This is a genomic window from Streptomyces sp. CB02959, assembly GCF_002803155.1.
Lineage (GTDB): Bacteria > Actinomycetota > Actinomycetes > Streptomycetales > Streptomycetaceae > Streptomyces.
Window position 1 is genome coordinate 54,048 of the sequence record NZ_NNBP01000015.1, and the last position, 21,671, is coordinate 75,718.

Consider the following 21,671-nt stretch of genomic DNA (forward strand, 5'->3'; position numbering starts at 1 on the left):
CATGCTCGTAGCCGCCGCCATCTGCCCCTGCCCGCCGCTGCTCGTCCCCGAGGTCGCCACCGGCGCCGCACCGGAGCTGGACCCGGTGCGGACCGCCTGCCTGGACGCGCTCGGGGTACTCGCCGCGGCCCGCCCCGACCGGCTGGTCGTGCTCGGCCCGACCACCGGCGAGGCCGGTGAGGGACGGTACCCGCAGGGCGCCGGCGGCTCGTTCCGCGGCTTCGGGGTGGACCTCGACGTGACGTTGGGGGCGGCCGGGCAGACGCCCGCGGCCGGGCCGCAGCTGCCGCCCGCGCTCGCCGTCGGCGCCTGGCTGCTGTCCCGTACGCAGTGGACCGACGCGCCCGTGGCGGGACTGGGGGTCCCCGAGCAGCTGCCCGGGGACCGCTGCCTGCCGCTGGGCCGGGAGCTCGCCGGCTCCGCGTCCCGGGTGGCGCTGCTGGTGCTCGGCGACGGCAGCGCCCGCCGCTCGGTCAAGGCCCCCGGCTACTTCGACGAGCGGGCCGAGGCGTTCGACGCCGGCGCGGCCCGCGCCCTGGGAGCCGCCGACACCACCGCCCTGGCCGCCCTGGACGAACGGCTCGCCGCCGACCTGCTGGTGTCCGGGCGGTCCTGCTGGCAGGTCCTGGCGGGCGCCGCCGAGGGCGCCGGACTCCGCGGCCAGCTGCTGCGCGAGGAGGCCCCGTACGGCGTCGGCTACGTCGTGGCGGCCTGGACGTAGCCCGGTTCGGCCGGGAACACCGCGTCACGCCACGAGCGGCGCGAAACGCGGCGGCGCGGCGGACCCGGAGAGCCGTGCCCCCGCCGTCCGCCGCGCCGCGCCCGCCCCCGGGCGGCTACTTCTGCGCGCCCTTGCCGGCCTCGCTGTCCACCGCGGCGGCCGCCGACTGCTGCCGCGGGATCGCGGCGCCGCCGTCCGCGGCGGACGCCTCGGAGGACGGCGGCTCCGCCTCGTCCGCCGCCCCGGCCGCGGCCGCCCCGGTGCCGCCCGCCCCGGCCTCCGCGGCCGTCGCGTCCTGCGCCAGGTCCTCCGCGGCGCTCTCCACCGTGCCCTCCGCAACCTCCTCCACGGCGGATTCCGCGGTCTGCGTCGCCGCCTCGGACGCCGCCTCCGACGGCGCCTGCGCCGCGCTCGCGGGACCGACCGGCTCCGTCGCGGCGGCCCCGTCCGCCCCGTCCGCCCCCGGCGTCCCCTCCGCCGCGACCTCCGCCACGGCCGCCGCGGCACTCTCCTCCGCCGCGTCGGACTTGCGCCGGCGGAACCGCGAAAACACGCCCATAATTTCTCCTACGCTCCTCATGTGGGCGAAATCCCTCGCCGCCCGGAGTGTCCCCTTGCGTCGCCCGACGGGCCCCGGCAGCGCACCGGCGTTCGGGGATCTCGCATCAGGCAACGACGGCATCCGTGCCCCGTCACGTCGCTCGTTCGAGAGTGCGCCGGGAGGTTTGCGAGACTGGCGGGGTGAACACCGTCGCCCCCGCACCGCGGGTCATCGCAGTCGTCGGCCCCACCGCGGCCGGAAAGTCCGACCTGGGCGTAGCGCTCGCCCAGCACCTGGGCGGCGAGGTCATCAACGCCGACTCGATGCAGCTCTACCGGGGCATGGACATCGGCACCGCCAAACTCACCCCCGAGGAGCGGCAGGGCGTCCCGCACCACCTCCTCGACATCTGGGACGTCACCCGCGCGGCCAACGTCGCCGAGTACCAGCGGCTCGCCCGCGCCGAGATCGACCGGCTGCTCGCCGAGGGCCGCACCCCGGTCCTGGTCGGCGGCTCCGGCCTCTACGTCCGCGGCGCCCTCGACGCCCTGGACTTCCCCGGCACCGACCCCGCCGTCCGCGCCCGCCTGGAGGCCGAACTCGCCGAACAGGGCAGCGGCGCACTGCACGCCCGCCTCGCCGCCGCCGACCCCGAGGCCGGCCGCGCCATCCTGGCCGGCAACGGCCGCCGCATCGTGCGCGCCCTGGAGGTCATCGAGATCACCGGCCGCCCGTTCACCGCCAACCTCCCCGGCCACGAAGCGGTCTACGACACCCTGCAGATCGGCGTGGACGTCGAGCGCCCCGAACTCGACGAGCGGATCGCGTCACGGGTCGACCGGATGTGGGACGCCGGCCTGGTCGACGAGGTGCGCCGACTGGAGACCGCGGGGCTGCGCGAGGGCCGGACGGCTTCGCGGGCCCTCGGCTACCAGCAGGTGCTCGGGTACCTGGCGGGGGAGTGCACCGAGCAGGCGGCGCGCGACGAGACGGTGCGCGCCACCAAGCGCTTCGCGCGCCGTCAGGACTCGTGGTTCCGCCGGGACCCCCGCGTCCACTGGCTCAGCGGCGCCGCCGACCGCCGGGCCGACCTCCCGTCCCTGGCACTGGCGTTGCTCGAACGACCGGTCACAGCCTGATCACGTCATGGCATCGGGACGCTCCGGCCGTCATCCCGGTCGCTGAGGGCGTGTCATCATCGACCTTCGATCGAGGCGTGCAATCTGGCAGTGGGGAGGGCGCGTGGCAATGGAGGCCGGCCCTCGCAACCGAGCCCAACAACCGGACCAGGACGGCGCCGGGGTCGCACCGCAGGCCGAGGACGGCCCGGCGGCCCACGACGTCCACTCCGCGCCCCACGACCACCTTCCCGCGCCCGGCGACGGCATTCCCGACGGCCACCCGGCGACCCTGGACGCCTCGGACGGCCCCGACGCCGAACCGGGCCCGTCCCCCGAGGGCGGCGAGTCCTTCCGCGACCTGCGCCCGCCCCGGCGGCTCCGGCTGTGGCAGCTCGCCCCGATCGTGGCGCTGGCCGCCCTCGGCTCGCTGATGTTCGCCTTCCCGCTGGCCTTCGAGTTCGGCGGCGACGGCGGCGCGGTGATCGCGATGCTCGGCCTGCTGCTGTGCTGCTGCGCCGCCGGCGCGGGCATGATGGCCGCCCGCCGGGTCGGCCACACCTGGCCCGGCCTCCCGGTCCGCGGCTCCGGGCGCCGCGCCAGCTGGCGGGTGGTGCTCCTGTACGCGGGCGTGGTCGCCGTCCTCGCCGCCCTGGCGATCTGGCGGGTGGCCCGCCTCCGCTGAGGTCCGCGCCCCGGCCCGACGCCGGGGCCCCGGCCCCGTCCGGCCGCTCCGCCGTGCCGGCCGTAGGATTCAGGAGTGACCAGCACGCAGCGCATCGCTTTCCTCAAGGGCCACGGCACCGAGAACGACTTCGTGATCGTCCCGGATCCGGACGGCCGGCTCGACCTGCCCGCGACCGCCGTCGCCCGGATCTGCGACCGCCGCGCCGGAGTGGGCGGCGACGGCCTGCTGCACGTGGTGCGGTCCGCCGCGCACCCGGAGGCGCGGGCGATGGCCGACGAGGCCGAATGGTTCATGGACTACCGCAACGGCGACGGCTCGATCGCCGAGATGTGCGGCAACGGCCTCCGGGTCTTCGCCCGGTACCTCCTCCACGCCGAGCTGGTCGAGGCCGGCGACGTGGCGATCGCCACCCGCGCCGGGGTGCTCCGGGTGCACCTCGCCAAGACCGGCGACGTCACCGTCGCCATGGGCCGCGCCCGGCTCCCCGAGGACGGCGTGCTGGTCGAGGTCGACGGCCGCAGCTGGCCGGCCCGCAACGTCAACATGGGCAATCCGCACGCGGTCGCCTTCGTCGAGGACCTGGCGCACGCCGGTGAGCTGCGCACGCAGCCGCAGTTCAGCCCGGCCGCGGTGTACCCGGACGGCGTCAACATCGAGTTCGTCGTGGACCGCGGCCCGCGCCACGTGGCGATGCGGGTGCACGAGCGGGGCTCCGGCGAGACCCGCTCCTGCGGCACCGGCGCCTGCGCGGTGGCCGTCGCCACCGCCCGCCGCGACGGCCTGGACCCGGCCGCGACCGGCACCCCGGTGACGTACACCGTCGACGTGCTCGGCGGCAGCCTGACCATCACCGAGCTGCCGGACGGCACGGTCGAGATGACCGGTCCGGCCGTGATCGTCGCCGAGGGCACCTTCGCGCCGGAGTGGCTGGCGGGCGCACTCGCCGGCTGACGGGCCGGGACGGGGGCGCCGGAGCACGCCCCTCGCCCAGGGGAAGCGGTTTCGGCGAGGAGAAACGGTTCAGGCCAGAAACTTCCCTCGAATGGGTGATCCGTTTCACGCTGGGCGAGAGGCGGACAGCGCTGCGTGATGGGCTCGGTAGCATCAAGCACCGGCCCTGGCGCCCGAACTGACGGCGCCCCACCGCCGGTCGACGCCGCCGGAGGTGCCCATGAGCGCAGAGGCCACGAATCCTGGTAACCCTGAAGCAGCGGACCGCAGGCGCGGCCGCCCCCGGCCGGCGCTCCGGGGGCTGCGCCGCATCGGCCGCGCCGCACTCCTCGGCCCGGCCGCCCGGGACGGCCTCCCGGACGCCCTGGAGCACGTCGCCAAGGTGCACCGCCGCCACCATCCCGAAGCCGACCTGGGCATCCTCAGCAAGGCGTACCAACTCGCCGAGTCCTCGCACCGCGGTCAGACCCGCAAGAGCGGCGAGCCGTACATCACCCACCCGCTCGCGGTCACCCTGATCCTCGCCGAACTCGGCGCGGAGACCACGACGTTGACCGCCTCCCTGCTCCACGACACCGTCGAGGACACCGAGGTGACGCTCGATCAGGTCCGGGCGGAGTTCGGCGCCGAGGTCTGCTACCTCGTCGACGGCGTCACCAAACTGGAGAAGGTCGACTACGGCGCCGCCGCCGAGCCGGAGACCTTCCGCAAGATGCTGGTCGCCACCGGCAACGACGTCCGGGTGATGTCCATCAAGCTCGCCGACCGGCTGCACAACATGCGCACCCTCGGCGTGATGCGCCCGGAGAAGCAGGCCCGGATCGCCGTGGTCACCCGCGACGTGCTGATCCCCCTCGCCGAACGCCTCGGCGTCCAGGCGCTCAAGACCGAGCTGGAGGACCTGGTCTTCGCGGTCCTGCACCCCGAGGAGTACACCGCGACCCGGCAGCTCGTCGCGTCGTACGCCGGCCGCTGCGATCCGCTCGCCGCACTCGCCGCCCGGGCCCGGACGATCCTGGCCGAAGCGGGCATCGACGCCCAAGTCCTCGTCCGCCCGCGGCACTTCGTCTCCGTGCACCGGGTCCTGCTGTCCCGCGGCCGGCTCACCGACGCGGACCTGGGGCGGCTGCTGGTCCTGGTGACCGAGGACGCCGACTGCTACGCCGTCCTCGGGGAACTGCACACCTGCTTCACCCCGGTGGTCTCGGAGTTCAAGGACTTCATCGCCACCCCCAAGTTCAACCTCTACCAGTCGCTGCACACCGCCATCAGCGGCGAGACCCGCGAGGTCGCCGAAACCCTGATCCGCACCCACCGGATGCACCGGGTCGCCGAGGCCGGGGTGATCGCCCTGGGCAACCCGTACGCCCCCACCGACGGCACCGACGCCCCCGAGGGCGAGCGAGCCGACCCGACCCGCCCCGGCTGGCTCGACCGCCTGCTGGAATGGCAGCGCACCACCCCCGACCCGGACACCTTCTGGACCTCCCTCCGCGACGACCTCGCCCAGGAGGGGGAGATCACCGTCTTCTGCGCCGGTGCCGCCGCGGACGGCCCCGGCGGCACCGTCGGACTGCCCGCCGGGGCGAGCTGCGTGGACGCGGCGTACACCCGGCACGGCGACGCCGCGCACGGCTGCATCGGCGCCCGCGTCAACGGCCGCCTCGTGACGCTCGGCACCGTCCTGCACGACGGCGACAGCCTCCACCTGCTGATGGCCCAGGACTCCGCCGGCCCCTCACCGGAGTGGCTCGACCACGCCCGCACCCCCGCCGCCCGACTCGCCATCTCCCGATGGCTGGCGCGGCCCCAGGGCGCCGGCGAGCCGCCCGCCGCGCCCGCCGGTCGGCGCAGTGAACGCCGCCGGGCGCCGGTCCACCGCCCCGCAGGCCCGGACCACGCCGCCACCGCCTCCGGGCTCGCGGTGGCCGACCTGCCCGGCGCCACCGTCCGGCTGGCGGGCTGCTGCACCCCGGTGCCGCCGGACACCGTCACCGGCTTCGCGGTCCGCGGCGGCACGGTCACCGTGCACCGCGCGCTGTGTCCCGCGGTGGCCCGGATGGCGGCGATGGGCCGGCAGCCGGTCGGGGTGCGCTGGCGGGGCGCCGGCACCGGCGGCCCCGGTTGCCGGGTGACGCTCCTGGCCGAGGCGTTCAGCCGGCCGCACCTGCTGCCCGACCTGACCGAGGCGATCGCCGCCCAGGGCGCCGCCGTGGTCTCCGCCGCCGTCGAACCCCCGCACGAGCAACTGGTCCGGCACACCTACACCCTCCACCTGCCCAACGCCGCCGGACTCCCCTCCCTGATGCGCGCCATGCGCCAGGTGCCCGGCGTCTTCGACGTGGTCCGGGCCACCACGACGGTGCGGTCCTAGGCGACTCGCGTCCGGTCGGGGCAGATCGGGCGCGCGGGCGCAAGCCGGATGGCCGAGCCGCCGCTCGTTCGGGTGCCGTGCTGCCGTGCCGTCCACGGGCGGGCGGGCCGCGCTGATAGCGGTAGCCCATGTCGCTTCCCTTGCGCCGCCCGTTCCGCGAGCCCGACGGGCCCGTTCTCGACCGCACCACCACCGCCGACCGTTCGGCAGCCGACCCGGAGCGCCCCCGCGCCCGCCGCAGCCGGTCGCCCCGCCGGGTCGCCGCCCTCGGCCTCGCGATCGCCGCCACCGTCGCCGCGGCCGCGCCGCAGCCCGGCGAACCGGAGGGCATCGGCGACCGCCTCTTCCCGACGCTCGGCAACCCCGGCTACCACGTCACCTCGTACGACATCTCCCTGGACTACTCGGGCCACAACGACCGGCCGATGGACGCGGTCACCGTGATCAACGCCCGGGCCACCGCCAACCTCGACCATCTCAACCTCGACTTCGCCGAAGGCTCCGTCCGCACCGTCCAGATCGACGGGCGGCCCGCCGGCCACGAGCAGGCCGGCGAGGACCTGGTGCTCACCCCGGCCGGCCACATCTCCCCCGGGCAGGACCTGCGGATCGTCATCCACCACACCAGCGACCCGCGGGGCAAGGGCAACGGCGGCTGGATCCGCACCAACGACGGACTGGCGATGGCCAATCAGGCCGACGCCGCGCACCGGGTCTTCCCCTGCAACGACCACCCCTCCGACAAGGCGCTCTTCACCTTCCACATCACCGCGCCCCAGGACCTGACGGTGGTCGCCAACGGACTGCCCGTCGGCGCGGGCACCCGCGGCACGCGCCGCACCTGGACGTACCGCACCGCCCACCCGATGGCCACCGAGCTGGCGCAGGTCTCCATCGGCCACTCCAGCGTGCTGAAGCACACCGGACCGCACGGAGTGCCGCTCCGCGACGTCGTCCCGGCCACCGGACACGGCCCGCTCGCCCGCTGGCTCGCCAAGACGCCGGAGCAGATGGCCTGGATGGAGCAGAAGGTCGGGCCGTACCCGTTCGAGACGTACGGGGTGCTGATCGCCGACGCCAGCACCGGCTTCGAGCTGGAGACCCAGACCCTCTCGCTCTTCGAGAAGCGCCTGTTCACCACCGCCCAGCTCCCCGACTGGTACGTGGAGTCGGTGATGGTGCACGAGCTGTCCCACCAGTGGTTCGGCGACAGCGTCAGCCCCCGCAGGTGGTCCGACGTCTGGCTCAACGAGGCCCACGCCACCTGGTACGAGGCCCTCTACGCCCAGGAGAAGGGCGACCAGCGGGCCTCCCTGGAGGCCCGGATGCAGCGGGCCTACCAGGCGTCCGACGGCTGGCGCGCGGAGGGCGGCCCGCCGGCCCTGCCCAAGCTCCCCGACCAGGGACGGAAGATCGGCATCTTCCGGCCGGTGGTCTACGACGGCAGCGCCCTGGTCCTGTACGCCCTCCAGCACAAGATGGGCAAGGACGGCTTCGACCGCCTGGAGCGGGAGTGGGTGACCAAGCACCGCGACGGGGTGGCCGGCACCGCCGACTTCATCTCGCTGGCCTCCGACATCTACGGCCACAACCTCTCCGGCTTCTTCTGGGACTGGCTCTACGGCGCCAAGACCCCGCCGATGCCCGGACACCCCGAGTGGAAGCCGCAGGCGGCCCAGAAGCTCCCGGTGAACGGGCAGAAGCCCCAATCGGCGGAGCGGCAGGTGATGACCACGCCGGGTGCGCCGCACCTCCACAAGGGGTGAGGGCCGCCGGGAGCGGGTGCCGCGCGGCCCGTACGGGAGCCCGGTGGTCCGTCCGGGGAACACCGGAAAACCCGCGTGACGCCCGTCTCCCGGCCGTGCGACCATCAACGGGTCGACACCGGCCGGCGCCCGGGAATCTCCGGGGCGTCCCGGACGTTGAGCAGACCGAACGGCACAGCCACCTGTCCCGGCGGGACCGACCTGGTCCGCGGGGGCTCGCTACGACGCAAAGGATCAAATGACCTCCTCTTCTTCCCTTCCGCAGGACCGGCAGCGCCTCCCCGAGAGCCTTCGGGCCGACGCCCTGATGGAAGAGGACGTCGCCTGGAGCCACGAGATCGACGGGGAGCGTGACGGCGACCAGTACGACCGCTCGGCGCGCGCGGCACTGCGCCGCGTCGCCGGGCTCTCCACCGAGCTCGAAGACGTCACCGAGGTCGAGTACCGGCAGCTGCGCCTGGAGCGCGTGGTGCTGGTCGGCGTCTGGACGTCCGGGACGGTGCAGGACGCGGAGAACTCCCTCGCCGAGCTGGCCGCGCTGGCCGAGACCGCCGGCGCGATGGTCCTCGACGGCGTCGTCCAGCGCCGCGACAAGCCGGACCCGGCCACCTACATCGGCTCCGGCAAGGCCCTGGAGCTGCGCGACATCGTGCTGGAGTCCGGGGCCGACACCGTGGTCTGCGACGGTGAGCTCTCCCCGGGCCAGCTGATCCACCTGGAGGACGTCGTCAAGGTCAAGGTGGTCGACCGGACCGCCCTGATCCTCGACATCTTCGCCCAGCACGCCAAGTCCCGGGAGGGCAAGGCGCAGGTCTCGCTGGCGCAGATGCAGTACATGCTGCCCAGGCTCCGCGGCTGGGGCCAGTCGCTGTCCCGGCAGATGGGTGGCGGTGGCTCCGGTTCGGCGGGCGGCGGTATGGCCACCCGTGGTCCCGGTGAGACCAAGATCGAGACGGACCGGCGGCGGATCCGCGAGAAGATGGCGAAGATGCGCCGGGAGATCGCGGAGATGAAGACCGGCCGGGACGTCAAGCGCCAGGAGCGCCGGCGCAACAAGGTCCCCTCGGTCGCCATCGCCGGCTACACCAACGCCGGCAAGTCCTCGCTGCTCAACCGCCTCACCGGCGCCGGAGTCCTGGTGGAGAACGCGCTGTTCGCCACCCTGGACCCGACCGTCCGGCGGGCCGAGACCCCCAGCGGGCGGCTCTACACCCTCGCCGACACCGTCGGCTTCGTCCGCCACCTGCCGCACCACCTCGTCGAGGCGTTCCGCTCCACGATGGAGGAGGTCGCCGACGCCGACCTCATCCTGCACGTGGTCGACGGCTCGCACCCGGTGCCGGAGGAGCAGCTGGCGGCGGTCCGCGAGGTGATCCGCGACGTGGGCGCCACCGAGGTGCCCGAGATCGTGGTGGTCAACAAGGCCGACGCGGCCGATCCGCTGACGCTCCAGCGGCTGCTGCGCCAGGAGAAGCGCGCCCTCGTGGTCTCCGCCCGCACGGGCGAGGGCATCACCGAGCTGCTGGACCTGCTCGACGCGGAACTCCCGCGCCCGCAGGTCGAGATCGAGGTGCTGGTGCCCTACACCCAGGGTGCCCTGGTCTCGCGGGCGCACGCCGAGGGCGAGGTCATCTCCGAGGAGCACACCGCCGACGGCACGGTCCTCAAGGCCCGGGTCCACGAAGAACTCGCCGCCGAGTTCCGGCCGTTCGTCGCGGCCGCCTGACGGCCCGGGACGGCGCCGCAGCGCGCATACGACGAAGGCCCGCCACCGGTTCGCCGGGGCGGGCCTTCGCCGTGTGCCGTGGACGGTACGGACGGGTGGCGCCGGGCCCCGGCGCCACCCCTCACGTCCCTCCTACTGGTTCGCCCACTTCTTGCTCATCGCGTCGAAGATCGACTTGGCCTCGGTGCCCAGGTGCGGGCCGGCCAGCCACTGGGCCGGACGCGGCCCCATCGAGGTGTTGGAGACCAGCACCGGCTTGCCGTCCGAGCCCTTGACGAACCAGGGGCCACCGGACGAACCACCGGTCATGGTGCAGCCGATCCGGTACATGGTCGGCTTCTTGGCGTCCTGCGTCAGCCGGGTCGGCTTGTCGGTGCAGGACTGCTGCGCCGCGCCGTCGAACGGCGCCTCGGCCGGGTAGCCCTGTGCCGTCAGGCTCGGGATCTTCGACATCGCCGGGGCGTTGAAGTCCACCGAGTAGGCGCCGCCGGCGATCTCCTCCAGCGACTTGCCGCCGGTGCTCTCCTCCGGCTTCACGTGCATCAGCGCGAAGTCGTACGGAGCCATCGGCACGCCCGGAACGGCGCCGCCGCCGGCGATCCACTCCTTGGACGTCGCCATGTCGTCCGCCCACCACTTGCCCGACGGAACCCGGTCCTCGAACGGCGTGGTCTTCATCTGGGCGGCCGACGCACCGGTCCGGTTGAAGTTCGGGACGAACATCATGTTCCGGTACCAACCGCCGTTCTTGCCGGCGTGCACGCAGTGCGCGGCGGTCCACACGAGGTTGGACTTGCCCGGGTGCGCCGGGTCCTTGACGACGGTGGCGGAGCAGCGGGACTCGCCCTCCGGCGTGCTGAACAGCAGCAGACCGACGCCCGCCGCGGTGGAGGTGTACGGGGTCTTCACCGGCCGCGCGGTGACCGCGGCCGGCTCCGGGTCGGTCTTGCCCTGGTCCTCGGTGATGTCCGAGGACTTGCTCGGGTCCTGCGGGGGCTTGACCTTACCGATCTTGTCCGGGTCCCAGAAGTTCTTGATGACCGGGTTGATGAACTCGCCGGCCTCGCGGAGCCACTTGTCCCTGTCCCAGTTCTTCCACTCGCCGTTCTTCCACTTGTCCAGGTCGACGCCGTGTTCCTTGAGCTTGTCCTGGAGATCCTTGGGGATCTTGATCGCACCCCCGCCCGTGGTGTCCTGGGCCGAGTCGGTCGGCTTGGCATCCGCGTTGTCGCCCGACGGCCCGCAGCCGGTCGCGGTCAGCGCCACCACGGCGGTGAGGGCGGCGGCGGCCAGGACTGGCCGACGTATCGATCGCATGGGTGAGTTCTCCCCCTGTGTCAAACGGACTGAGCCGGTACGGCTCATGAGCGGCACCCCGGTCCGGGTCTTGTCATGAACCGCAAGATCCGGGTGCGACCCCCCACTATGCCGGTGTTCGGGGGGACGGCGGTACCCGGGTCCCCGGTTCCCGGCCGTCAAGGATCTTGCCGTCGGCCGTGTTCCCAAGAGGGTGCCGTCGTTGGTACGTACGGGGGACGGCCGGGCTGCCCGCCGGGTCTGCGCGGTATCCAGCAGCTCACCAGCAGGAGGACACAACTGCCGTGGCGTTGACCGAAACCGTGCCGGCTGCCGCGCCGCCGGCCCACGAGGGGATCCTGCGCCGCCAGTCCCTGCGTGAGTCCGCCGCCCGTACGTATGCGCGCTCGCTCCCGATCGTCCCGGTGCGCGCCCGCGGGCTGACCATCGAAGGCGCCGACGGCCGGCGCTACCTCGACTGCCTCTCCGGAGCCGGCACCCTGGCGCTGGGCCACAACCACCCCGTGGTCCTGGAAGCCGTCCGCGCCGTCCTCGACTCCGGCGCGCCCCTGCACATCCTCGATCTGGCCACCCCGGTCAAGGACGCCTTCACCACCGAGCTGTTCGCCACCCTGCCCGGCGAGTTGGCCGAAAAGGGGCGGATCCAGTTCTGCGGCCCGGCCGGCACCGACGCCGTCGAGGCCGCCTTCACCCTCGTCCGCACCGCCACCGGCCGGGACGGCCTGACGGCCTTCTCCGGTGCCTACCACGGCATGACCGCCGGCGCCCTGGCCGCCTCCGGGGGCGCCCGCCACCCCGGCGCGGCCCGACTGCCCTACCCGTACGCCTACCGCTGCCCCTTCGGCGTCGGCGGCGAGCGCGGCGCCGAACTCTCCGCGCGCTGGACCGAGAACCTCCTCGACGACCCCAAGGGCGGGCTGTCCCGGCCCGCCGGGATGATCCTCGAACCGGTCCAGGGCGAGGGCGGCGTGATCCCCGCGCCGGCCGGCTGGCTGCGCCGGATGCGGGAGATCACCGCCGCCCGCGGCATCCCGCTCATCGTCGACGAGGTACAGACCGGCGTCGGCCGCACCGGCACCTTCTGGGCCGTCGAGCAGAGCGGCATCGTGCCCGACGTCCTCGTCCTGTCCAAGGCGATCGGCGGCAGCCTCCCGCTCGCCGCCATCGTCTACCGCGAGGAACTCGACACCTGGCACCCCGGCGCGCACGCCGGCACCTTCCGCGGCAACCAACTCGCCATGGCCGCCGGCACCGCCACCCTCGCCTACGTCCGCCGCAACGGCCTCGCCGCACGCGCCGCGGAGCTCGGCGCCACGATGCTCACCCGGCTCCACACGCTCGCCACCGCCCACGACTGCATCGGCGACGTCCGCGGCCGCGGCCTGATGCTCGGCGTCGAGATCGTCGACCGGGACGCCGACGCCGACCCGCTGGGCGCCCGCCCCGCCGACCCGGCCCTCGCCGCCGCCATCCAACGGGCCTGCCTGGACCGCGGCCTGATCGTCGAACTCGGCGGCCGGCACTCCGCCGTCGTCCGCCTGCTGCCACCCCTGACCCTCACCGACGAACAGGCGGACGCGGTCCTCGACCGCCTCGCCGACGCCATCGCGGCAGCCGTCCGCACCACCCCCGGGCCCATGGGCTCGTCCCCCACCACCCTGCGAGGCACCCCCGCATGAACGAACGCCCCGGCCCCGACGGCATCCAGGCGGCCGAACGGCTCCCCGCCCACCACCCGGGCGCCGGCCTCATCGAGCCGTCCGTCCCCCGCCAGCAGCGCCGCCCCGGCGACGACACCTGCCACCAGCAGACCCCGGCCGCCGGCCGCCGCGCCCCCGGCCGGTACGACCCCGTGCGCCACCCCGACGCCGACCCCCTCGACCACCCGGACCCGGCCGTCGCCGCCGACGCCGCCGGCATCGAGAACCTGCTCCGCTGCTGGCTCCGCGAACACGGCACCCCCCGCCCGGCCGGCGGCCGGCTGCGCCTCCCGCTGCACGCCACCGCCACCGCCCTGCACATCCCCGTCCGCTACTGGTCCCCCACCGGCTGGCACCGCCTGGGCGCCCCCACCCTCGAAGGGACCCCGCCCGGCTCCGCCCCGCTGGACGCCGTCACGCTCGCCGCCCTGCTGCGCCGCGAAGCCGCGCACGGCGGCGACCGGCGGGCCTCGGACGGCGGCGAACACCGGGTCGCCGACGGCGACGAGCCGCCCGCCGCCGACGACGCCCCGCAGGCCCCGGACGGCGACGGCGCCGAACTGGTCGGCCGGGTCGCCAACTCCGTCCGGACCACCGCCCTGTTCATCGCCGACCGGCGCGCCCACCCTGCCGAGGACCAGGGCTCCCGATTCCTCGAAGCCGAACAGTCGCTCCTCCTGGGCCACCCCCTGCACCCCACGCCCAAGAGCCGCGAGGGCCTCACCGACGCGGAGACCCGCGCCTACTCGCCCGAACTCCGCGGCGCCTTCCCCCTGCACTGGATGGCCGTCCACCCCTCCGCGGTCGCCGCCGACTCCGCCTGGACCGAGCGCGGCCGCACCGTACCTGCCGCGCAACTCGCCACCGAACTCGCCGGCGACGGGCTGCCGCTCCCCGACGGCACCGTGCCGCTGCCGCTCCACCCCTGGCAGGCCCGGGACCTCGCCGCCCGCCCGGAGACCGCCGCGCTGCGCGACGCCGGACTGCTGCACGACCTCGGCCCGCACGGCCCCCGCTGGTACCCCACCTCCTCCGTCCGCACGGTCTGCCGCCCCGGCGCTCCCGCGATGCTCAAGCTCTCCCTCGGCCTGCGCATCACCAACTCCCGCCGCGAGAACCTCCGCAAGGAACTGGTGCGCGGCGTCGAGGTGCACCGGCTGCTGCGCACCGGCCTGGGCGCGCAGTGGCGGGCCGCCTTCCCCGGCGCCCCCGGCTTCGACATCGTCCGCGACCCCGCCTACCTCGCCGTCGACGGCGTGGACGGCGCCCCCGTCCAGGGCCTCGACGTCGTCATCCGCCACCAGCCGTTCGGCCCCACCGACGACGCCGTGTGCATCGCCGGGCTCACCGCCCCGCGCCCCTGGCCCGGCCACGGCGCGATGCGCTCCCGCCTGGAAAGCGTGGTCGGCGCGCTCAGCGCCCGCACCGGGCGGCCGGCCGGCGCGGTGGCCACCGAATGGTTCCTGCGCTACCTCGAAGCGGTCGTCCGCCCCGTCCTCTGGCTCGACGGGACGGCCGGCGTCGCCCTGGAGGCCCACCAGCAGAACACCCTCGTCCTGCTGGACGCCGACGGCTGGCCGGCCGGCGGCCGCTACCGCGACAACCAGGGCTACTACTTCCGGACCTCCCATCGCGCCGAACTGGAGCGCCGACTGCCCGGCATCGGCACCACCAGCGACACCTTCGTCGCCGACGACGTCACCGACGAGCGCTTCGCCTACTACCTCGGCATCAACAACGTCCTCGGCCTCATCGGGGCGTTCGGCGCGGCCCGCCTGATCCGCGAGGAGATCCTGCTCGCCGCCTTCCGGCGGTTCCTCGCCGACGCCGCGACGGCCCCCCGCGCCCACCGCTCGACGCTGCCGGAGCGGCTGCTCTCCGCCCGCACCCTGCGCTGCAAGGCCAACCTCGCGACCCGGCTGCACGGCCTGGACGAACTCGTCGGCCCGGTCGACACCCAGTCCGTCTACGTCACCCTGGCCAATCCACTCGCGCCCTAGGCCGTGTCGTCACTGTCGTCACTGTCGTCCCCAGTCCCCCAGGAGTGCGTCACGTGCCACCGACCGAATCCGGCCTCACCTCCGCGCCGGACGACACCCTCGGCGACCTGCCCGCGCCCGACAACGGCGCGGCGCCGCCCGCTGCCCCCACCCCGGCCGCGGGCCCGCTCCTGGACGACCTGGCCGGCTGGCCGCCGGCCGACACCCCCGCCGGGCCGTTCGCCCTCGTCCCCGTGGACCCGGACCGCGACCTGGACCGGATCACCGCCTGGATGAACGACCCCGCCGTCGCCGCCTTCTGGGAGTTGGCCGGCTCCCCGGAGATCACCGCCGCCCACCTGCGCCCCCAACTCGCCGGCGACGGCCGCAGCGTGCCCTGCCTGGGCGTCCTGGACGGCGTCCCGATGAGCTACTGGGAGATCTACCGCGCCGACCTGGACCGGGTCGCCCGCTACTACCGGGCCCGGCCCCACGACACCGGCATCCACCTGCTCATCGGCGGCGGCCACCACCGCGGCCGCGGCCTCGGCACGGCGCTGCTCCGCGCCACCGCCGACCTCGTCCTGGACCACCGCCCGCGGTGCGGCCGCGTCATCGCCGAACCCGACCTGCGCAACACCGCCTCCGTCGCCGCGTTCCTCGGCGCCGGCTTCCGCTACGCCGAGGAGATCCAACTCCCGGAGAAACGCGCGGCGCTGATGGTCCGCGACCGCGCCCACCGCCACCAGCTCTGACCCCGGGGCCGTCCGTCGACGGCCCCGGTCCGGTCCGCCATCCATCCGCCGGCCCGGTTGTCCCCCGCACGAGCCGGTCCGGTCCCGTACCGAGGAGTCCCACCTTGTCTCCCGTGCCCCGTCCCTCCGCCCCCGCCGGCCGACCCGGCCCGGCTACCGCGTCCGGCCGCCGCCCGTCGTCCGACGCCTGGCAGCACGCCGCCCGCCGGCTCTTCGCCAAGACCCTCGCGGAGTTCGCCTACGAGGAAATCCTCGCCCCCCAACCCGACGGCACCGCCCCCGACGGCAGCCCCCGCTACCGCCTCCCGATCACCGACGACCTCACCTACCGCTTCACCGCCCGCAGAGGCGCCTACGGACACTGGCGCATCGATCCCCGCTCGATCACCCCGCACGCCGACCCGCTGCGCTTCCTCACCCACGCCCACGACACCGTCCTCGGCCTGTCCGGCGACACCACCGGTCACCTCATCCGCGAACTGACCGCCACCCTCGCCGCCGACACCCGCCTGGACGCCACCGCGCTCAGCGCCGCGGAACTCGCCGACCTGGACTACGCCGCCCTCGAAGGCCACCAGACCGGCCACCCCTGGCTCGTCGCCAACAAGGGCCGGCTCGGCTTCTCCGCCGCCGACGCCGAGACCTGGGCCCCCGAGGCCCGCACCCCGCAGCGGCTGCCCTGGCTCGCCGCACACCACCGCCTCGCCCACTACCGCGGCGTCCCCGCCCTGGCCACCCCCGACCGCCTCTACGGCGAGGAGCTCACCCCCGCCACCCGGCACGCCTTCGCCACCACCCTCACCGACGCGGGCCACGACCCGGCCGACTACCTCTACCTCCCCGTCCACCCCTGGCAGTGGGACGAGACCATCGCCCCGCTCTTCGCCCCGCAGCTCGCCGACGGATCCCTCGTCCCGCTCCTCGCCGACGACGACCTCCGGCTCCCGCAGCAGTCGATCCGCACCTTCCTCAACCTCACCCGCCCCCGGGCGCGCACCGTCAAACTGCCGCTGTCCATCCTCAACACCCTGGTCTGGCGCGGCCTGCCCACCGAGCGCACCCTCGCCGCCCCCGCCGTCACCGGCTGGGTGCACGGCCTGCGCGACGGCGATACGTATCTGCGCGACGAGACCCGGGTGGTCCTGCTCGGCGAGACCGCCTCCGTCACCGTCGAGCACCCCCTCTACGACCGGCTGCCCGGCGTCCCCTACCAGTACAAGGAGCTGCTCGGCTGCATCTGGCGGGAGCCGCTCGCCGGCCACCTCGACCCGGGGGAGCGCGCCCGCACCCTGGCCTCCCTGCTCCAGACCGACCCCGCCGGCCGCGCGCTGACCGCGGAACTGGTGCACCGCTCCGGCCTGCCCGCGCGGAGCTGGCTGGCCCGGCTGTTCGCCGCGCTGCTGCCGCCCCTGCTGCACTTCCTCTACCAGTACGGCACGGTCTTCTCCCCGCACGGCGAGAACGCCATCGTCGTCTTCGACGAGGACGACGTCCCCACCCGCCTGGCCATGAAGGACTTCGTCGACGACGTCAACACCAGCGCCCAGCCGCTCCCCGAGCACGACGCCATGCCGGACGACGTACGGGCGGTGCTGCTGACCGAGCCCCCCGCCTTCCTCACCCAGTTCATCCACTCCGGGCTCTTCGTCGGCGTCTTCCGCTATCTCGCGCCGCTGTGCGAGGACCAACTGGGCGTGCCCGAGGCCGAGTTCTGGTCACTCGTCCGGGCCGAGATCCTCCGCCACCACGAGCGGTTCCCGCACCTCAAGGAGCGGCAGGAGACCTTCGACCTGCTCACCCCGGAGATCGAGCGGCTGTGCCTGAACCGCAACCGGCTGCATGTGGACGGTTACCGCGACCGCCGCGACCGCCCGCACGCCGCCGTCCACGGCACCATCCCCAACCCCCTGCACGGTCCGTGACCGACCCGCGCTGTCAGCGGTCCCGCGTAGGCTTGCAGGCGCTATGACGAAGCCCTCTCTCCCCGATCTGCTCCACGCCGCCGTATCCGCCGTCGGCGGCACCGAGCGGCCCGGCCAGGTGGCCATGGCCGAGGCCGTCGCCGAGGCCGTGGACGACCAGGCCCACCTGCTGGTGCAGGCCGGCACCGGCACCGGAAAGTCCCTCGGCTACCTGGTGCCGGCGCTGGCGCACGGCGAGCGGGTGGTGGTCGCCACGGCCACCCTGGCCCTCCAGCGCCAGCTCGTCGAGCGCGATATGCCGCGGACGGTCGAGGCGCTGCATCCGCAGCTCCGCCGCCGGCCGCAGTTCGCGATGCTCAAGGGCCGCTCCAATTACGTCTGCCTGCACCGTCTCCACGAGGGCGCGCCGCAGGACGAGGAGGACGGCCTCTTCGACGTCTTCGAGCAGGCGACGCCGACCAGCAAGCTCGGCAAGGACCTGCTGCGGCTGCGCGACTGGGCGGACGAGACCGAGACCGGCGACCGCGACGACCTGACCCCCGGTGTCTCCGACCGCGCCTGGGGCCAGGTCTCGGTCTCCTCCCGGGAGTGCCTGGGCGCCTCGAAGTGCGCGTACGGCGCGGAGTGCTTCGCCGAGGCGGCCCGGGAGCGGGCCAAGCTCGCCGACGTGGTGATCACCAACCACGCGCTGCTGGCGATCGACACCATCGAGGGCGCCCCGATCCTGCCGCAGCACGAGGTCCTGATCATCGACGAGGCCCATGAGCTGGTCTCCCGGGTCACCGGCGTGGCCACCGGCGAGCTCACCCCCGGCCAGGTCAACCGCGCCGTCCGCCGCGCCGCCAAGCTGGTCGACGAGAAGGCCGCCGATCAGCTCCAGACGGCCGCTGAGACGTTCGAGCGCCTGATGGAGCTGGCGCTGCCGGGCCGCCTGGAGGAGATCCCGGAGGAGCTCGGGTACTGCCTGATGGCGCTGCGGGACGCGGCCCGCACGGTGATCGTCGCGCTGGGCTCGACCCGCGACAAGTCCGTCCAGGACGAGGACGCCGTCCGTAAGCAGGCCCTGGCCGCGGTGGAGAACGTCCAGGCGGTCGCCGAGCGGATCGTGGGCGGCTCCGAGTACGACGTGGTCTGGTACGAGCGCCACGACCGCTTCGGGGCGTCGCTGCGGGTGGCGCCGCTGTCGGTGTCCGGGCTGCTGCGCGAGAAGCTCTTCACCGACCGCTCCGTGGTGCTGACGTCCGCCACCCTCAAGCTGGGCGGCGACTTCAACGGCGTGGCGGCCTCGCTGGGCCTGGGCCCGGAGGGCACCGCGGGCGACGACGAGCCGGCGTGGAAGGGCCTGGACGTCGGCTCGCCCTTCGACTACGGCAAGCAGGGCATCCTCTACGTCGCCAAGCACCTCGCCCAGCCCGGCCGGGAGGGCAGCCGCACGGACATGCTCGATGAGCTGGCCGAGCTGATCGAGGCCGCCGGCGGGCGGACGCTCGGGCTGTTCTCGTCGATGCGCGGTGCCCAGGCCGCGGCCGAGGCGATGCGCGGGCGGCTGGACATGCCGATCCTGCTCCAGGGCGAGGAGACCCTCGGCGAGCTGATCCGGAACTTCGCCGCGGACGCGCGGACCTGCCTGTTCGGCACGCTGTCGCTCTGGCAGGGCGTCGACGTGCCGGGCCCCAACTGCCAGCTGGTGGTGATGGACCGGGTGCCGTTCCCGCGCCCCGACGACCCCCTGATGAGCGCCCGGCAGAAGGCCGTGGAGGAGGCCGGCGGCAACGGCTTCATGGCGGTCGCGGCGACCCATGCCGCGCTGCTGATGGCCCAGGGCGCGGGCCGTCTGGTCCGGGCCACCGGGGACCGCGGTGTGGTGGCGGTGCTGGACCCGCGCGTGGAGCGGGCCCGTTACGGCTCGTTCCTCCGCAAGTCCATGCCGGACTTCTGGTACACCACCGACCGCAATCAGGTCCGTCGGTCGCTGGCCGCCATCGACCAGGCGGCCAAGACGGCAGGGGAGTAGCCGGGAGGCGTCGCCGCCAGGACGGCGCAGAGCCCCGGGACGGAACCGGCGCAGTGGTTCCGTCCCGGGGCTCGGTCGTGAGGGCGGGTGGTCAGACCCGACGCAGCACCGCGACCACCTTGCCGAGGATGGTCGCCTCGTCACCGGGGATGGGCTGGTACGCGGAGTTGTGCGGCAGCAGCCACACATGGCCGTCCTCGCGCTTGAAGCGCTTGACGGTGGCCTCGCCGTCGAGCATCGCGGCGACGATGTCGCCGTTCTCGGCGACCGGCTGGCGGCGGACGGTGACCCAGTCGCCGTCGCAGATCGCCGCCTCGATCATGGAGTCACCCACGACCTTCAGCACGAACAGCTCGCCGTCGCCGACCAGCTGGCGGGGGAGGGGGAAGACGTCCTCGACGGACTCCTCCGCGAGGATCGGGCCGCCGGCCGCGATCCGGCCGACCAGCGGGACGTAGGACGCGGCGGGCTTGCCGGCGGTCTCCGTCGCCGCGCTCGTCGGCTGGTCCGAGGCGCGCACCTCGTACGCCCGCGGGCGGTGCGGGTCGCGGCGGAGGAAGCCCTTCCGCTCCAGGGCCATCAGCTGGTGGGCGACGGACGAGGTGCTGGAGAGCCCGACGGCCTGGCCGATCTCCCGCATCGACGGTGGATATCCGCGGCGCTGCACCGAATCCCGGATCACTTCGATCACTCGGCGCTGGCGGTCGGTGAGCCCGGAACTGTCGGCACGAATACCCGGGGGACGTCCCGGCAGCGAGCGGGTCGGCTTGTGCTCTTCGGAGTCCGACGTGGTGTCTTCCATCGGCCGCGGTGCCCTTTGCGGTTGCTCGAATCGGCTCGGGGAGTGGCTTTGTGCGGTGATGGTCGCGCTGTCTGCGGTGGTGGTCACGTCGGCCCCTCTCGAAATGTTCTCCCTAGTTAGCCAACGGTAGTTGCTTTCGAAAGGTTGCGCCAAACACACGTTCGAGTGAAAAATTCCGCGATTGGCTGACCTGATCAAGCAGTGCGGTGTATGGCCGAATGGCAATTCGGGCCTCCGGGACGTCGCCCCGCTCCGGATTCCCGCCCGGAATCCGATCCGGAATGCCGGCCGGAACCCGTCCCGAAAAGCAGTGAACGGCACCGCGGCGGAGCTTCTCCGCGGCCTCGCCGATTGTGTCATCCCCACCCCTCCGGTCCCCGCGCCGGGTGGCTTCCCGTACCCTCTTGGACGGCCCTCGGGCGCGCCGCCACCGCGACACGCGGTAGGCAGATATAAGCGCCCCGACACCACATCTAGTGCTTAGATGCGGTCGGCCACCTACAAGTTGTGGTGTCGGGTCCTTCGGGCCCCACGGATCGCCTATGCTTGTGGCTGCTCCGAAGGGCCCGTACGGACCGGCCGGAGGTCAGTCGCCGTACGCCGGTTCCCTCGGCGTGCGTCCGTTTCCGAGGTGAGGAGGGTGGAGCCGTGCACTGCCCCTTCTGCAGGCACCCGGACAGCCGGGTCGTCGACAGCCGCACCACGGACGACGGGACGGCGATCCGCCGGCGTCGCCAGTGCCCCGACTGCTCCCGCCGTTTCACGACCGTCGAAACGGCATCACTGATGGTGATCAAGCGGAGCGGGGTCACCGAGCCCTTCAGCCGCACCAAGGTCATCGCCGGGGTGCGGAAGGCGTGCCAGGGGCGCCCGGTCACCGAGGACGCCCTCGCCAAGCTCGGCCAGCGGGTCGAGGAGGCGGTGCGCGCCACCGGAAGCGCCGAGCTGACCACCCATGACGTCGGGCTCGCCATACTGGGCCCGCTGCAGGAACTCGACCTCGTCGCGTACCTGCGCTTCGCGTCCGTCTACCGGGCGTTCGACTCACTTGAAGACTTCGAGGCGGCCATCGCCGAGCTGCGTGAGCAGCGCGAGCAGGGGCCGCCCGCGTGCGACGGGACCGACGAGGAGGCCGGCGAGCCGGTCATTCCCGTGCCCGCCGCCACTGCCGACTGAGTTCGGCACCTATCCAGACCTGGGCCGGGGCGAGAGCAGGGCGCCCCGGTCTCGGAAAGACATACACCGTGCCACGGAATTTGTGTGCACATATGGGCGTTTGCCCGTATAGGGAGACGGA

The 21,671-nt window shown here is 73.9% G+C and carries 16 protein-coding genes; 13 read left to right on the top strand and 3 right to left on the bottom strand.

Features of this window, described 5'->3' with window-relative positions; genetic code table 11:
* Window position 1: 1 nt before the first annotated feature.
* Window positions 2-721, top strand: a complete 720-nt coding sequence (locus CG747_RS23835; protein ID WP_100603856.1) for a class III extradiol dioxygenase subunit B-like domain-containing protein — start codon at window positions 2-4, stop codon at window positions 719-721.
* A gap of 115 nt (window positions 722-836) precedes the next feature.
* On the opposite strand, the gene CG747_RS49755 is transcribed toward CG747_RS23835, so the two are convergent.
* On the bottom strand, window positions 837-1,280 hold the full coding sequence (locus tag CG747_RS49755; protein ID WP_100603857.1) for a hypothetical protein: 444 nt from the start codon (window positions 1,278-1,280) through the stop codon (window positions 837-839).
* A 182-nt stretch (window positions 1,281-1,462) separates the two neighbouring features.
* On the opposite strand from CG747_RS49755, the gene miaA reads away from it, so the two are divergent.
* The 6 genes from miaA to hflX all read left to right on the top strand — a co-directional run bounded on the left by miaA (window position 1,463) and on the right by hflX (window position 9,885).
* Window positions 1,463-2,401, top strand: a complete 939-nt coding sequence (miaA, locus tag CG747_RS23845) for a tRNA (adenosine(37)-N6)-dimethylallyltransferase MiaA (protein WP_100603858.1) — start codon at window positions 1,463-1,465, stop codon at window positions 2,399-2,401.
* Between the two features lie 109 nt (window positions 2,402-2,510).
* Window positions 2,511-3,065: a hypothetical protein gene (locus CG747_RS23850; protein WP_100603859.1), complete on the top strand. Its 555-nt coding sequence runs from the start codon at window positions 2,511-2,513 to the stop codon at window positions 3,063-3,065.
* 75 nt (window positions 3,066-3,140) lie between these two features.
* Window positions 3,141-4,019 carry a diaminopimelate epimerase gene (gene dapF / locus CG747_RS23855; RefSeq protein ID WP_100603860.1) on the top strand — a complete coding sequence of 293 codons (879 nt, stop codon included), beginning with the start codon at window positions 3,141-3,143 and terminating at the stop codon, window positions 4,017-4,019.
* A 220-nt stretch (window positions 4,020-4,239) separates the two neighbouring features.
* A complete protein-coding gene (locus CG747_RS23860) occupies window positions 4,240-6,393 on the top strand; it encodes a bifunctional (p)ppGpp synthetase/guanosine-3',5'-bis(diphosphate) 3'-pyrophosphohydrolase (protein ID WP_100603861.1) in 2,154 nt (717 codons plus the stop codon).
* A gap of 128 nt (window positions 6,394-6,521) precedes the next feature.
* Window positions 6,522-8,159 carry a M1 family metallopeptidase gene (locus tag CG747_RS23865; RefSeq protein ID WP_100603862.1) on the top strand — a complete coding sequence of 546 codons (1,638 nt, stop codon included), beginning with the start codon at window positions 6,522-6,524 and terminating at the stop codon, window positions 8,157-8,159.
* 238 nt (window positions 8,160-8,397) lie between these two features.
* Entirely contained in the window at window positions 8,398-9,885 is a 1,488-nt protein-coding gene (gene hflX / locus CG747_RS23870; RefSeq protein WP_100603863.1) for a GTPase HflX, read from the top strand.
* A gap of 132 nt (window positions 9,886-10,017) precedes the next feature.
* Here hflX and CG747_RS23875 read toward each other — a convergent pair whose 3' ends face one another.
* Complete coding sequence (locus CG747_RS23875; protein WP_100603864.1) at window positions 10,018-11,202, bottom strand: serine protease; 1,185 nt, start codon at window positions 11,200-11,202, stop codon at window positions 10,018-10,020.
* A gap of 284 nt (window positions 11,203-11,486) precedes the next feature.
* Here CG747_RS23875 and CG747_RS23880 point away from each other — a divergent pair, with 284 nt between their 5' ends.
* The 5 genes from CG747_RS23880 to CG747_RS23900 all read left to right on the top strand — a co-directional run bounded on the left by CG747_RS23880 (window position 11,487) and on the right by CG747_RS23900 (window position 19,572).
* Entirely contained in the window at window positions 11,487-12,881 is a 1,395-nt protein-coding gene (locus tag CG747_RS23880) for a diaminobutyrate--2-oxoglutarate transaminase family protein (RefSeq protein WP_100603865.1), read from the top strand.
* Window positions 12,878-14,902, top strand: a complete 2,025-nt coding sequence (locus CG747_RS23885; protein ID WP_100603866.1) for an IucA/IucC family siderophore biosynthesis protein — start codon at window positions 12,878-12,880, stop codon at window positions 14,900-14,902. The genes CG747_RS23880 and CG747_RS23885 overlap by 4 nt, the downstream gene beginning before the upstream one ends.
* A 53-nt stretch (window positions 14,903-14,955) precedes the next feature.
* Window positions 14,956-15,636, top strand: coding sequence for a GNAT family N-acetyltransferase (locus CG747_RS23890; RefSeq protein WP_100603867.1), 681 nt, complete (start codon window positions 14,956-14,958; stop codon window positions 15,634-15,636).
* A 113-nt stretch (window positions 15,637-15,749) separates the two neighbouring features.
* Window positions 15,750-17,558: an IucA/IucC family siderophore biosynthesis protein gene (locus tag CG747_RS23895; RefSeq protein ID WP_100603868.1), complete on the top strand. Its 1,809-nt coding sequence runs from the start codon at window positions 15,750-15,752 to the stop codon at window positions 17,556-17,558.
* Between the two features lie 43 nt (window positions 17,559-17,601).
* Window positions 17,602-19,572, top strand: a complete 1,971-nt coding sequence (locus CG747_RS23900; protein ID WP_100603869.1) for an ATP-dependent DNA helicase — start codon at window positions 17,602-17,604, stop codon at window positions 19,570-19,572.
* Window positions 19,573-19,663: 91 nt separating this feature from the next.
* Here the strand turns inward: CG747_RS23900 and lexA are convergent, their stop codons facing one another.
* Window positions 19,664-20,461 (bottom strand): transcriptional repressor LexA, encoded by a 798-nt coding sequence (gene lexA / locus CG747_RS23905; RefSeq protein ID WP_100603870.1) that lies wholly within the window; start codon window positions 20,459-20,461, stop codon window positions 19,664-19,666.
* A gap of 561 nt (window positions 20,462-21,022) precedes the next feature.
* Between lexA and nrdR the strand changes: the two genes are divergently transcribed.
* Window positions 21,023-21,550 (top strand): transcriptional regulator NrdR, encoded by a 528-nt coding sequence (gene nrdR / locus CG747_RS23910; protein WP_100603871.1) that lies wholly within the window; start codon window positions 21,023-21,025, stop codon window positions 21,548-21,550.
* Window positions 21,551-21,671: the final 121 nt, after the last annotated feature.

What these genes read in the sequence shown, in the direction of transcription:
- CG747_RS23835 (WP_100603856.1), top strand. Translation starts at nt 2, where the DNA reads ATGCTCGTAGCCGCCGCCATCTGCCCCTGCCCGCCGCTGCTCGTCCCC.
- CG747_RS49755 (WP_100603857.1), bottom strand. Translation starts at nt 1,280, where the DNA reads ATGGGCGTGTTTTCGCGGTTCCGCCGGCGCAAGTCCGACGCGGCGGAG.
- CG747_RS23850 (WP_100603859.1), top strand. Translation starts at nt 2,511, where the DNA reads ATGGAGGCCGGCCCTCGCAACCGAGCCCAACAACCGGACCAGGACGGC.
- CG747_RS23860 (WP_100603861.1), top strand. Translation starts at nt 4,240, where the DNA reads ATGAGCGCAGAGGCCACGAATCCTGGTAACCCTGAAGCAGCGGACCGC.
- CG747_RS23865 (WP_100603862.1), top strand. Translation starts at nt 6,522, where the DNA reads ATGTCGCTTCCCTTGCGCCGCCCGTTCCGCGAGCCCGACGGGCCCGTT.
- hflX (WP_100603863.1), top strand. Translation starts at nt 8,398, where the DNA reads ATGACCTCCTCTTCTTCCCTTCCGCAGGACCGGCAGCGCCTCCCCGAG.
- CG747_RS23875 (WP_100603864.1), bottom strand. Translation starts at nt 11,202, where the DNA reads ATGCGATCGATACGTCGGCCAGTCCTGGCCGCCGCCGCCCTCACCGCC.
- CG747_RS23885 (WP_100603866.1), top strand. Translation starts at nt 12,878, where the DNA reads ATGAACGAACGCCCCGGCCCCGACGGCATCCAGGCGGCCGAACGGCTC.
- CG747_RS23900 (WP_100603869.1), top strand. Translation starts at nt 17,602, where the DNA reads ATGACGAAGCCCTCTCTCCCCGATCTGCTCCACGCCGCCGTATCCGCC.